The sequence below is a fragment of the Martelella radicis genome, assembly GCF_014196625.1.
Taxonomy (GTDB): domain Bacteria; phylum Pseudomonadota; class Alphaproteobacteria; order Rhizobiales; family Rhizobiaceae; genus Martelella; species Martelella radicis.
This window is the reverse complement of the sequence record NZ_JACIDZ010000010.1, coordinates 165,568-178,817: the sequence shown is the minus strand read 5'-3', so window position 1 is coordinate 178,817 and position 13,250 is coordinate 165,568. Positions and strand designations below refer to the sequence as shown.

Genomic DNA, 13,250 nt, shown 5'->3' with positions numbered 1-13,250 from the left:
CATGTCCGTAATGGACAAGTTTTCCATGAAGAACAAGGTTTCGATCGTGACGGGAGGCAATCGCGGCATTGGTCGTGGCATCGCCCAGGGACTGGCGGAAGCCGGCTCGGCGATCGTGATTGCCGCCCGCGACGCGGACAAAAGCAAGGAGGCGGTCAAGGAGCTCGGCGCGCTCGGCGTCGATGTCATTGCCGTCGAGGCGGATGTCTCGAAGCGGGATCAGATCGAGGCGATGCTCGATACGGTGCTCAAGCGGTTCGGGCAGGTCGACGCGCTGATCAACAATGCCGGCATTGGCTTTCACGCAGACGCGCTGACCCTTCCGGACGAGGAGTGGGAGCGTCTCTTCGATATCAATCTGAAGGGTGTCTGGAAGACCAGCCAGATCGTCGGCCGGCACATGACCGAGCGCGGGCGAGGCTCGATCGTCAATATCGGCTCGATGTCCGGGATGATCGTCAATCGTCCGCAGTGGCATTCCCCTTACGGTATCTCGAAAGCGGCCGTGCACCATCTGACACGATCGCTTGCGGCCGAGTGGGCGACCAAGGGGGTGCGCGTCAATGCGATCGCGCCCGGCTACATCAAGACTGAGATCGCGAGCACCGAGTACGAGGAATATCGTCACTACTGGAAGGACGAGGTTCCAATGCAGCGCTACGGCTCACCCGACGAGGTGGCCCCGACCGCGCTGCTGCTGGCAAGCGATGCGTCGAGTTTCACGACCGGGTCGATCTATATCGTTGATGGCGGCTACACGCTCTGGTGATCGAACCGTCTGTCTGTTCGCAGCTTTCTGCGAACAGACAGCGCTTCTCATGACGACATATGCAAAATGCAGATGTTCAAGCTCGATTATTGCCGTGCAGGGCATTGTGAATACGAGCGAAAGGGAACGGGGCGGGCGACGTTGCGCTTGAAACGAAGCATTGTTTTTGCTCTTGAATTCGATAGCTTCCCAAGCTGAACGCACGGGTTCGATTCCCGTTACCCGCTCCAATGATTTCAGGGTCTTCATTGGCAAGCTTTTCGCTCGGACGCTTCCAGCGGCCGGGATTGGCTTATGCCCCGCCAGCGTCGGCATCGGTTCCTTCGACGTATCGCCTTCTGTCAGTCCCCGAGCCGTCTCGTTGTCCAGAGCGCCGATGGCTTCGGCTCACCGCCGGGCCGTTCCTGTCTCCGGGACGTTGCCTAGACGCGATCACCGGCGTCATCGAAGAAATGGAGGTGGTCTGATGGCAGGGAAACCGTGATCTCGCCCTGGAACTGAAGCGCGGCCCGATCCTGGGTGAACATCTTGAGATCCTGCCCGCCGACATTCAGATGCACGATAATGCCGAAACCGGTCGGCTCGATAAGCTGGGTCTCGGCGGTAACGGCCGCGCTTGCCGCGGAGCGCGCGACATGCTCGGGACGAATGCCGAGCGTCATGACGCTGCCATCCTCCATGCCGGGGCGTACCGGCAGCGCGACTTCGACGTCCCGATCGAGCGCCAGCACCGGGCCGGTCTCCTTCAGCCTGAGTTGTCCTTCGAGAAAGTTCATGCCGGGCGAGCCGATGAAGCCCGCAACGAAACGGTTGACGGGGCGGTCGTAGAGGTCGAGCGGACTTCCCACCTGCTGGACGATGCCGCCATTCATGGCGACGATCCGATCGGCAAGCGTCATCGCCTCGATCTGGTCGTGCGTCACGTAAATCGAAGTGGCGCCGATATTCTTGTGAAGCTGCTTGATTTCGGCGCGCATCTGTTCGCGCAGGCGCGCATCAAGGTTCGACAACGGCTCATCGAACAAGAAGGCCTTCGGCTCGCGCACGATTGCGCGGCCCATGGCGACGCGTTGCCGCTGGCCGCCGGAAAGCGCACGCGGACGCCGCTCGAGCAGAGGATTGAGGCCGAGCTTTGTCGCAGCGCCGCCGACGACCGACTTGATGGTTTCGCGCGGCTGGCGGCGCAGGCGCAGGCTGTAGCTCATATTGTCGGCAACGCTCATATGCGGATAGAGCGCATAGGACTGGAACACCATGGCGATGTCGCGGTCCTTCGGCGCAAGGTCATTGACCCGTCTGCCGGCAATGGCGATATCGCCGCTGGAAATCTCCTCGAGGCCAGCGATCATGCGCAAAAGCGTGGACTTGCCGCAGCCCGAGGGACCGACAAGAACCACAAACTCGCCGTCTTCGATGTTGAGGTCGACCCCGTGCAGCACGGCAGTCCTGCCGTAGCTCTTGCGCACGTCCGAGATATCGATGGAAGCCATTTTGGAAGTCCTTTCAGCCTTTGACGGCGCCGGCAGTCAGGCCTTTGACGAGATAGCGCTGGATTGCCAGGAAGAAGATGCAGGCGGGGATGAGGGCAAGCACGCCGGCGGCCATCATCTGCCCGAAATCGACAGAGAATTTGGAAACGAAGGTCAGGAGCCCCACCGGGAATGTCGCCGCGCTGTTGCCGGATATCAGCATCAGGGCAAACAGCAATTCGCTCCATGCGGCGGTAAAGACGAAGCCGAGCGTCGCTGCGATTCCGGGAAGCGTCAGCGGCAGGATGATCTGGCGAAACGCCTTGAAGCGCGTCGCCCCGTCGATCATCGCCGCCTCCTCGAGATCCTTCGGGATGCCGTCGAAAAATGACTGCATCAGGAAAGTGGCAAAGGGCACGTTGAAGGCGGTGTAGACGACGATCAGGCCGGCCAGCGTATCCGTCAGGCCGAGCGGCGACAGAAGCTTGAAAATCGGCGCGACCAGCATGACCAGCGGGAACATCTGGGTGATCAGCATCAGCGCCACGATCCAGTATTTGGTCTTGAAGGCGAAGCGCGAAAGCGCATAGCCGGCAAGCGAGGCAACGATGGTGACGGCTATGGCGGTGGAACCGGAAACGATGACGCTGTTTCTGAAGAACAGCGGGAAATCGGAATGACGCAGCACGAAATCGAAATGTTCGAGCGTCATCCGCGACGGCCACATTCTGACGCCTTCGCTGTAGAGCAGCCTGTTGGGCGTCACGGCCACTTTCAGGAGCCAGTAGAGCGGGAAGAGCGCAAAGACCACATAAACGAGGATGGCGAGGCGGTGGGCCACAGTGAGGGCTATTTTCTTCGGTCGCATCGTCTCAGCCCTTGTTCAGCAATGTCTGGCGCAGGAGGATGATCAGCAGCGCGTAAGCCAGAAGCAGCACCAGCAGCACGAGCGCGATGGCCGAGGCATAGCCGAAATCGAGCTTGCGGAAGGCCTGGGTGAAGATATAGCTCGCCACGATCTGCGTGCGGTTTGCCGGCCCGCCCGAGGTCATCACCACGATGAGATCGGCGAAATTGGCAATCCAGACGGTGCGCAGAAGAATGGTGATCGCCATTGTCGGCGCCAGAAACGGCAAGGTGATGGACAGGAACCGCTGCACCGGGCCTGCGCCATCGATGGCGGCGGCTTCGTATAGGTCGCGCGGGATCGACTGAAGCGCTGCCAGCATGGTGATGGCAAAGAAGGGAATGCCCCACCAGACATTGGCGGCGATCGGGCCCCACATGGCAAGGGCCGGGTCGGAGAGAATGTTTTCCGGTTCGGACATCAGCCCCAGCGCATGAAACCAGTGCGGCAGCGGGCCGATGACTGGGTTGAACATCCAGGCCCAGTTGAGGCCGGCGAGAAAGGTCGGGACGGCCCATGGCAGGAAGACGAGCGCCTGCACCAGCCCGCGACCGACAAACGGCTTGTCGAGCAGCAGCGCCAGAATGAGGCCGAAGATAAACTGCAAGATCACCGAAGCGCCGGTCCACCACAGCGTATTGCCGAGCGCGCGGCGAAAGGCCTTGTCTTCGGCCAGCGCATGGAAATGGTCGAGCCCGATAAAGCCGCCGGAAAACGGATTGAGAAGCTGGATATCGCGGAAGGCATAGGAAATGCCCACGACAAGCGGCACCAGAATGACGGCGGCAATCAGAAAGAGCGCCGGAGCGCTATAGAGATACGGCTCGAAGAACGCGCTCGCCCGTTTCGCCAGAGGTTTTCTGGCGCGGTTGTCCACCGCATCGGTCATTGTCAGTCCTTTGAATTTTCGAAGAAGGGCGCCGGTCGGCAGCAGGAAGACCCACTGCCGACCGAAACAGGAGCGGTTACTTGGAAAGATGCTTCTTCTGCGCCTTGGTCAGGTAGTCGGCCCACTCGTCGGCCATTTCCTGAGCTGAGATTTCGCCGAGCAGCGCCTGCTGCGAGGTCGAGATGGCAAGCGAATCCCTGAAGAAGCCGAATTCTTCCAGATAGGTCGGCATCACTGTCGGCACGGCATCCGGATCGTTCAGTTCCTCGAACCAGCCGGCAAATTGCGGGCTGTCATAGAAGGGGTCTTCTTCTGCAGCCTTCTGGACGGGAAGCGCGCCGGTGCGCTTGTTCCACGCGACATTGCCTTCCGGTCCTTCGAGCGTGGCGATCAGCTTCCAGGCGAGATCCTTGTTTTCCGATGCCGCCATCATCGACCAGCCGGCATAACCAATGGTCGGGAAGGTCTTGCCGGACGGACCCTTCGGCATGGTGGTCACGCCGTAGTCGCTCTCGTCCATGTGCTCGGCGATGGCGATCAGGGCATCCGGATCCTGGTCGAGGAATGCGCAGGTGCCGGAATAGAAGCCGGCGACGATTTCATTAAAGCCCCAGTTGACCGAATCCTTTGGCGCATAGCCGTTCTGGTAAAGATCAATCAGCCACTGGAAGCCCTCGACCCAGCCTTCCTGGTTGGCAGTCGACGTGCCGTCTTCCTCGAAGAATTTGTTGGAGCCGGCCATGTCGGCGCCATACATCAGCCAGCCGTTCAATCCGCCCGCGCCGCCGCGCAGGCAATAGCCATACTTGCCGTCCATTTCGGAAATCTTGGCAGAGGCGTCGGTAAACTCGGCAAGCGTTGCCGGCGGTTTTGAAATGCCGGCGGCTTCCAGCAGGTTCTTGTTGTAGAACATGGCGCGCAGGTAGAAGCCATAGGGCAGCGTATAGGCGGTGCCGTCGACTTCGCGGCCAAGTTCGAGCGCGCGTTCGGTCAGGCCATCGGTATATTCCCAGTCGGCGAGATAGGGTTCGAGGCTTTCGAGCATGCCATTATTGGCATAAAGCGCGACCCAGGCGTCCGGCATCTCGATCACGTCGGGAATATTGCCGGCGGAAACCATGGTTGCGAATTTCTGGAAGGCTTCGCCCCAGGGCAGCGAGATGATTTCGACATCCGTACCGGGGTTGGCTTCCTCGAAGGTGGCGACAATCGATTCCAGCGTCTCGGTTCTGGCCGGGCTGGTGATGACCTCGACCAGGGTCAGCGTTTCGGCGTGGGCGGCCCCCGCCATCAGCGCCGACAGGCATGTTGCAGCGAGCAGTTTCTTCATGTTCATTCCCCTTGCTTTGCTTTCTGAGTGTTGCGTTTTCAGTTTTTGGCGGCGGCCAGCGCCGCCTCCAGGTCGCGCCAGAGCGCTTCCGTTCCCTCCAGACCGACATGAATGCGCACGGAGCGCGGGCTCATGCCGAAGGCATGGGCCGAATTCGGCTGCGCTTTCTGTGCCAGTACCACCTCGCCGGGCACGATCAGGCTTTCATGGCCACCCCAGCTCACGCCGAGCTTGAAGAGTTCGAGATGGTCGCAGAAGGTCTTGATGTTGACCTCTTCGGAAAGGTGGAAGGAAAACAGGCCCGAAGTGCCGCTAAGTCCGGGAGGCAGGTGGTTTTTCAGGCCCGGGTGACAGACCTTTGTGACGTCATCACGCGCCGACAGCCGTCTTCCGATTTCCAGGGCAGACGCCTCATGCGCCTTCATCCGGGCGCTCAGCGTCCTGAGCCCTCGCGTCAGAAGCCAGGCATCAAAGGGCCCCAGCTTGCCGCCGAGATAGGACAGGGCCTCGCCGCGCAGGCGCGCGACCATTTCCTTCGAGCCGGCGACGACGCCGGCAACGACATCGCTGTGTCCGCCGAGATATTTGGAGGCCGAATGCAGGACGAGATCGACGCCGAGGGTGATCGGCTGCTGGAAAACCGGACTTGCCCAGGAATTGTCGATGACCGAGACCGCGCCATGCTTCCTGGCAATCGCGGCCAACGCGCCGACATCATGTGCTTCCATTTCCCAGCTTGTCGGGCTTTCCATGTAGAACAGCTTTGCCCCCTTCAGCGCCGTGTCGACCGCCTCGAGATCGAGCCCGTCGACATAAGTGACCTCGACCTTCATCCGCTTCAAAATGGTGCCGAAGAGCCTGTAGGCATCAGGATAGACATTGCGCACGGCCACGATCCGGTCGCCGGGCTCGACGAAAGTGATGACGGAAGACGAAATTGCCGCCATGCCGCTGGCAAAGCCGACGGCGTCCTCCGCCCTTTCCATGCGCGCCAGCATCTCCTCGAACACCCGGACGGTGGGGTTCAACGCGCGGGAATAGACGAAGCGCTCCTTGCGACCTGAATAGGTTTCGACCATCTCGTCGTAATTCTCGAAGGTGAAAAGCGACGTCTGCACAATCGGGGGAACGACCGCGCCGAAGGCATGGCCCTCGTCATGAGCGCCGATCAGCGCGATTTCTTCGGCTTGGGAGAGGCCGTCATTCATTTGGACATTTCCTTGATGTCTTCCTCGACGACGTCGAGGATCTTCAGCGTTTCACGCCGCGCCGCCTCGGTGTCCTGAGCGGTGATGGCGTCAAAAAGGGTGCGGTGGTAAGGGAAGGACCGACGGGCGAAATCGGGGCGGTCGAACGGCTCCGCCCAGAATTTCTCGAAGGCTTCGCGCATCTGCTCCAGAAGCTGCCGGAAGAGCGGGTTATGCGTGGCATCGTAGATCGCCAGGTGGAACTGGAGGTCCTCCGGCCCCGAAGTGCCCTTTGACAGATGGACGCGCTCCATCTCGTTCAGCTTTTCCGCAATGACCTTCAGGTCGGCGGCGGTGCGCCGCCGCGCTGCCGCCATGGCCGCTTCCGCCTCTATGCCGCGGCGGACTTCCAGCGTCTGCAGCAGCGCATCGCGCAGATTAACGGCATCAAGCGAGAGCGGCATGTGGATGGTGGCCGAGGAGATCGGCTTCAGAAGAAACGTGCCACTGCCCTTGCGGGTCTCCATCACGCCAAGCGACTGGAAGTGGCGAATGACCTCGCGGATGGTCGAACGCCCGACGCCGAGGGCCGACATCAGTTCGCGTTCGGCCGGGATGCGGTCGCCGGGCTTGAGGCCCGAGCGCGACACATAATCCACCACGGCGTCGGCAACCTGTCGGACGCGGCTTACCGGCGCAAGCGGCATGATAGCGGGCTTTTCGTTGCTCATTCGTCAGCCATGTTTGCCGAGTAGGCATGAGAAACCGTTCCCGCAGCAGCAAGGCCGTGCGTGGCGTCAGACGGGATCAGCGCCCGCTTCAGACCGGTTTTCTCAAGAAGCCTTCCGGCGTTCCCCTGATTGTCGTTCTTATAAATTGGTCTGACATCATAGCAAAACAAACAGCGCCTTCTGTCAAGAGGCCATTGCGGCACGAAGACTTTTCCGCCTCACCGTCAGCCTCCGGTTGTCCGATATGAAAGCGCCTTGATCCGCAAGCCGATGGTGCGGTTTCGGACCCTTCCGGCCACGGAGCAGTGCGTCACTCCAGTTTCCTTACCGTGCGGACCGGCGGAAATGCGGACGCACATCGATCTTGCTCCCTTCAGGGCGCCCTGCGGAACGACAGGTTCGTGTTAGCGTTACCCATGCTTTACCATGCGCTGGCAAGGCCTTAAGAACATGATGCATGCGGTATCTAGATATTGAATTCTCAAGTGATTTCCTCTTCGCGCAACGCGATGGAGAGAGGGAGGAGCTCTCCTTCACCCGGCAGGAGCGGACCGTGTTGCGGCACTTCGTGGCCAACAACGGACGCCTCGTAAGCCGCAGCGATCTTCTGACTGCGCTTGAAGGCCAAAGCTGGAGCATCGGCGATCGTCATGTCGACTTTCTGATCAACCAGCTTCGGCGCAAGCTGAAAGACAGCCCGCGCGCGCCGCGATTCATCCGCACGCAATATGGCGAGGGTTATGTTTGGGTCGCCCCGCGGGCGGAGGGCGGCTCCGCGCCTTCGGGAGCCTTTCTTCGAATCGGGCCCGTTCGCGGGCTTGAACGTGGCGGCGCGGCGGCAAGAACCTATATCGCCGAGCTCCGTGAGGAGCTGCAGGCGGGCCTCGGCGCGGAGAAGTCGGTGACAATCGACGAGAACCCGCAAGGTGCAGCGCAGGACTTCGCGATCGAAGTGATTGTCCATCGCCATCAGGATGTTCTGCATGCGGCACTTCTCTTGCGGCATGCGGGCGAATTGATTGGGGTCAAGCGCATCGACCGGCATATGGACAGCGATGATGCCGGGGCGGCGACCGTCCTGCAGGCCATCTGGTCTTATCTGGCGATGCCGCCGCCGAGCGGCAGTCTGCCCACGGACCCGCCGCCGTGGATCAGGCAGCATGATGCGGCCCTGCTGCTGAGTGGAAACCGCGACAAGATAAGCTGGCGTGACAATGCCGCGATGCTCGAAAGCGCGATACGGGAAAACCCCGAGGATCAACGTCTGAGGATCATGTGGGCTCTCAATCTTTACGCTCGGTTGCTGCAGAGCATGAGCGAGCCGGATCAGTGGCTGATCCAGAAGGAGTGGCGGGAGATCGAAAACGAGATCGAGCGGATATGCCTCTCGGTTCTTCCCACTCTGGACAAGACGCCGGAACACGGCCTTGCCGTCGCGAAACTTCTGCTCTTCGTCGACAATCGCCATACAGCGCTTGCGGAACGGCTGGTGAGCGACGCCCTGCAAGACGGTTCCGCCTTCGCCACGGCCGCCGCCTTGCGCGGCGAAATCGCAGCCGTCGATGGCAGGATCGCGGAGGCCTGCCGCCTCTATGACGAGGCGATCGACCTCTCGGAAGCCGGCAGCGAATTCTACGTCTATCTGATGCTGATGAAGGCAGCCGCCCTGCGTGCCGGCGAAAGGCACACAGATCTGACGGAGCTCGCGGAAGGCCTCAGGGAGACCGTGCCGCTCGCCCACAACCGTCTCGCGCTCCTGCTTTACCCTGACATTCCGGCTGATCCGTCGCGATGGACTTTCACGCAATCCGAAATGACATCGAGCGTCGCGGCCCACATCCTGCAGCTTCTTTTCAATGTTTTCGGCCGTCGCTTCAAGAACCGCGCCCATCGCAAAAACATCATGGATGGGCCGATTGCGGCATTCACCTTGGCCTTCGGCGATGGCGTCGTAAGTCGGGAAATCAGGGATGGTCTCGCCGATCCACCTCGATGAGGTTCGGCTTTAATCGCGCTCAGGTAGTGTTCCTTCCGGTTTAAAACGACATGCATCAAATAAAGATGGCGTGAAGAATCAGGATTTTCAAATATTGAGCAAATAGTTTTGTGTCACGATGACCTGGTTCGGGATCGGTGAACCGGAAATGCATGCCACAGTCCACTTCGTGATGGTTGGACAGGCGCGATGACGGCTTTTTCGATGTCCGGAACCTGTTTGTATTCGGTCATGATTGGACGTTCTTATGCTCGCGCGCCCCACCTCTCGCCCTTCCATTCCGGGTTTGCTTTCCCCGCGCCTGGCGCTGCCGGTTCTGCTGGCTTCCACGCTGCTTGCTTCCGGTGCGCAGGCCCTGGCGGAGACGGCGGACGGGGCTGCATCCGAGACGGCGCAGGTCGGCCGAACGGTTTCTTCCCAGGCGCTCCGTGCGGCGCTGAGCCAGGCAGCGGCATACGGCAGGGGATCGCTCCTCGCCAGCATCGTCGAGAATACTCGCCTGACGCCGGGCCGGGCTGCAGTGATCGATTCCGAGGCGCGCGCGCTTCGCCCTGATCTCGCAGCGTCGATCGCGCGCGCAGTCGCCTCCGGCCGCCATCTCGCCGGTCTTTTTCCCGAAGCCTCGATTGCCGCGACGCCGGGCATTGCGAAGGCGGCGGCGCAACGCACCTCGCCTTATCCCGGCGGCAACCCCGATATCCCGAAAGACACGCTCAACGAATACCAGCGGAACTATTCGCTGGATGCGATGCATGCCGATGCTGCAATCAGGAAAGGCATTACCGGCAAGGGCGTTGTCGTCGGCGTCATCGACACGGGCATCGACCGGCGGCCCGACGGATCCGTGCATCCGGAATTCGAAGGCCGTGTCGACCCGCGATCGGTCAATTATCTCCACTGGTTCGACACGAACCTCGCTTACGAAGACCTGACCGTGGCCGAGTTTGAAGCCGGCTTCGAACAGGGGCCGACGGACACGTACGATATTGACGGTCACGGCACGCATGTTTCCGGCATTGTCGGAGCCGGCCGCAACGGCTTCGGTATGGAAGGGGTGGCGCCGGAGGCGACGCTCCTCTCGGTCGGCGTGATCCCCGGCGCAGCCGGAAAGGTGACCGTGGACCTGGGAAACGGGGGCGAGCCCGAAGAATTCGATATCGATGATCTGCAGATATGCGGTCCGGGCCTGCTTTACGATAAGTGCGAGCCCGTTGATCGCGATGCGCTCGGAGGCGCGTTCAGTTTCAACTACCTTTCCCAGTTTGAGGATGTGAAAGTCATCAACGGCAGTTTCGGCCCGGACATCGATCCCGGCGAGAAAACGTGGGAGCTCCCGGTCGGAGAGCAGGCGGGTATTCTCAACAGCGCCAAGGCCATGCGCGCAAGCTTGGATGCCGGCCAGATCATCGTCATGGCTGCCGGGAACGAATACGAGCTCGCTCCCATCGTGGCGGAAAATCCGAGCGGGAATGGGTTGTTCCCGTTCATCCGCCCCGAAAACGAGAACGCGACCAATTCATCCGGCAGCCTGATCTACAATGACGAGGGAACGGGCCTCGACCTCAGCTTCACTTCTGCGCAAGCTCTGAGCGCGGCGGAAAAACGGGATGGCGTCGCGCGCGGCAGGATCGTCGTCGTCGTCGCCCTCGACGCCTATAATGAAATCGCGCCCTATTCCAACCGATGCGGCGTTGCCAGGGAATGGTGCGTGGCGGCCCCCGGGGGAAACCAGAAACCGCCCTTCGGCGCAAACCCGAACATCGACTACGACAGCGGCATCTATTCGACCCTTCCGGAGGCGGGAAGCCTCGTAGGGTCCGGATACGGCGTGGAAAGCGGCACCTCCATGGCGGCGCCGAATGTCTCGGGCGCGGTCGCCGTGCTTACCGAGGCCTATCCGACATTCTCCCCGGCTGAGATCGTCAGGATCCTGTTCATGACGGCCGAGGATCTGGGCGCGGCAGGCGTTGACGCGATCTATGGCTGGGGGCTCGTCCGGCTCGACCGCGCGCTCTCGGTCGCGCCTGTCGGCATGATCGGGGACGGAGTCTTCACCGTCGGAGCGGACGGCTCCGATACGACATGGATCGTTTCGTTCGAAAGCGACGGCGTTCTGGAGAAGGTGGGGACGGGAACACTTTCGATCGTCAGCGACGCGACCTTCAAGGCCGGAACCGGTGTTGAGGGCGGGTTTATGGCGGTCGATGGATCATTGACGACACCAATGCTCGATATCGGACCGGATGGCACGCTTGGCGGAACCGGCCTCGTCGTCTCTGACGTCAATGTCGGGGGCACGCTTGCGCCCGGGCATTCGCCCGGCACGCTGACCATCGTCGGCAATGTCGCGCTCGCCGAGACGGCGACCACGCAGATCGATGTCGACGGAACGGGAACGCAGAACGGCGCGGGCAATTACGACCGGATCATCGTGACCGGACCGGGAAACGGCTTTGCCGCCAATGGCATGATTGCTCCGCGCCTGCGCGGCATTTCGGGGGCGGCCACAAACACCTTCACGCCGGCGCCGGGGGAGGTCTTCACCTTTGTGCAGACGCAGTCGGGCGTGGTGAGCGGAAGCTTCACCAGCCTTGAACAGCCCGATGCGGGCCTCGCGCCGGGCACGCGTCTCGATGTTCTCTATTGGCCGGATGCGCTTTCGCTTGCAACAACGCCGGAAAACTATGCCGACCTCTCCGAATGGGGCATCACGCTTTCCGGCAATGAAGGGGCGCTTGCGGCGGCGATCGATGCCGGACGGCCGGAAGCGGGCGTGCGGCCCGACCCTGTGTTCAACGACGGCTTCAACCAGCTTTACCAGGCCAATGCCGCGGCGCTTTCAGCCGGGCTGCCCTCGATGACCGGCCAGCTTCATGCTGAAATGGGATCCAGCGCTGTCCGCGCAATCGGCCGGTTTGCCGACCGCATCGGCGAGCGGCAGATGGGCCTTGCCGAAGGCCGGCTTTCGGAAACCGGGACGCCATACGGCGCGGGCGAAATCTGGATCAGCGGCAATCACGCCGCCACCGACGTCGGCTCCGCCAACGGCCTTGCCGGTTACGAGGCGAGAGCCAATAACGGCGCGTTCGGCATCGACTGGGATCTCGGCCGAAACGCGGCAGGCATCGCCGGTTCCTATGAATATGCGGACATTTCGGCAGGCGCCAACGGCGCCGGAAACATCGGCACCTATCAGGGTGCGGTTTACGCCACCTTCGTGACGGACGGGCCCACCCTTGCCGTTCGCGGCGGCCTTTCCTACGGCGACCTTTCGACCAGCCGGTCCACTGCGCTCGGTGCCTATGCGGCGACGGCCAGCGCCAGCGGCGAGGGTATCGGCGGCTTTGCGGAGGTCTCCGCGTTTGAGGATTTCGAGCTGTCGCCGCTGACCCTGACGCCCTCGGCCACGCTTGGCTACCGCGGTTTTCACCGCAACGCCATGAACGAGACCGGAAGCCTGTTCGGTCTTGCCGTGCCCGAGGACACCTTCTCGCAAACGCAGACCACGCTGGCGCTCGACTTGTCACGCCGTTTCGCGCGGGACAACGGCATGGTTTTCGAGCCCGTGGCCAGCCTCGGATGGCGCTATGACATCGGCGAGCTGGACCGGTCTTCGCAGCTCGGCATTCTGGGCGGAGGCTTCGAGGCCGACGGCGCCGATATCGGCCGCAATGCCTTCGTCGGACGCCTTTCGCTCAACGCGGTCGCATCCGACCGCTTCACGCTCGGCGCTTCTTATGAAGCCGAGTTTCGCGACAACCTCACCAGCCAGGTTTTCTCATTCAACGCCAGCTTCGAATTCTAAGGCGGCTCGCGCAATCAAGACAAGGAACACCGTCTCATGAAACCCGACCTTTCAAGAACAAGCTTTTCCGTTTTCGCCAGCGCTGGCCTCTTTCTCCTGGTGGGATTGGCCGGCTGTACGGTTTCGGATGGCGCGATCCCATCTGCTCCAGCCATGCCGACCCCCCA

9 protein-coding genes are annotated in these 13,250 nt (G+C 61.5%); 3 read left to right on the top strand and 6 right to left on the bottom strand.

What is annotated here, in order from left to right; all coding sequences use genetic code 11:
- The first annotated feature begins 1 nt into the window (after position 1).
- Positions 2-769 (top strand): SDR family NAD(P)-dependent oxidoreductase, encoded by a 768-nt coding sequence (locus GGR30_RS15410; RefSeq protein WP_183487853.1) that lies wholly within the window; start codon positions 2-4, stop codon positions 767-769.
- 422 nt (positions 770-1,191) lie between these two features.
- Here GGR30_RS15410 and GGR30_RS15405 read toward each other — a convergent pair whose 3' ends face one another.
- The 6 genes from GGR30_RS15405 to GGR30_RS15380 form a co-directional block, all read right to left on the bottom strand.
- Positions 1,192-2,259 (bottom strand): ABC transporter ATP-binding protein, encoded by a 1,068-nt coding sequence (locus GGR30_RS15405; protein ID WP_183487851.1) that lies wholly within the window; start codon positions 2,257-2,259, stop codon positions 1,192-1,194.
- A gap of 13 nt (positions 2,260-2,272) precedes the next feature.
- The gene (locus GGR30_RS15400) at positions 2,273-3,106 is read right to left on the bottom strand and encodes a carbohydrate ABC transporter permease (RefSeq protein WP_183487849.1); all 834 of its coding nucleotides are present in this window, start codon (positions 3,104-3,106) and stop codon (positions 2,273-2,275) included.
- A 4-nt stretch (positions 3,107-3,110) separates the two neighbouring features.
- Positions 3,111-4,034, bottom strand: coding sequence for a carbohydrate ABC transporter permease (locus GGR30_RS15395; protein ID WP_183487847.1), 924 nt, complete (start codon positions 4,032-4,034; stop codon positions 3,111-3,113).
- A gap of 76 nt (positions 4,035-4,110) precedes the next feature.
- Complete coding sequence (locus GGR30_RS15390) at positions 4,111-5,364, bottom strand: ABC transporter substrate-binding protein (protein ID WP_183487845.1); 1,254 nt, start codon at positions 5,362-5,364, stop codon at positions 4,111-4,113.
- 38 nt (positions 5,365-5,402) lie between these two features.
- Positions 5,403-6,572 (bottom strand): PLP-dependent transferase, encoded by a 1,170-nt coding sequence (locus GGR30_RS15385; RefSeq protein ID WP_183487843.1) that lies wholly within the window; start codon positions 6,570-6,572, stop codon positions 5,403-5,405.
- Positions 6,569-7,282: a FadR/GntR family transcriptional regulator gene (locus tag GGR30_RS15380; RefSeq protein WP_183487841.1), complete on the bottom strand. Its 714-nt coding sequence runs from the start codon at positions 7,280-7,282 to the stop codon at positions 6,569-6,571. The genes GGR30_RS15385 and GGR30_RS15380 overlap by 4 nt, the downstream gene beginning before the upstream one ends.
- Before the next feature lie 457 nt (positions 7,283-7,739).
- Between GGR30_RS15380 and GGR30_RS15375 the strand changes: the two genes are divergently transcribed.
- Both GGR30_RS15375 and GGR30_RS15370 read left to right on the top strand, forming a co-directional pair.
- A complete protein-coding gene (locus tag GGR30_RS15375; protein WP_183487839.1) occupies positions 7,740-9,278 on the top strand; it encodes a winged helix-turn-helix domain-containing protein in 1,539 nt (512 codons plus the stop codon).
- Between the two features lie 247 nt (positions 9,279-9,525).
- On the top strand, positions 9,526-13,083 hold the full coding sequence (locus GGR30_RS15370; protein ID WP_246413918.1) for a S8 family serine peptidase: 3,558 nt from the start codon (positions 9,526-9,528) through the stop codon (positions 13,081-13,083).
- Positions 13,084-13,250: the final 167 nt, after the last annotated feature.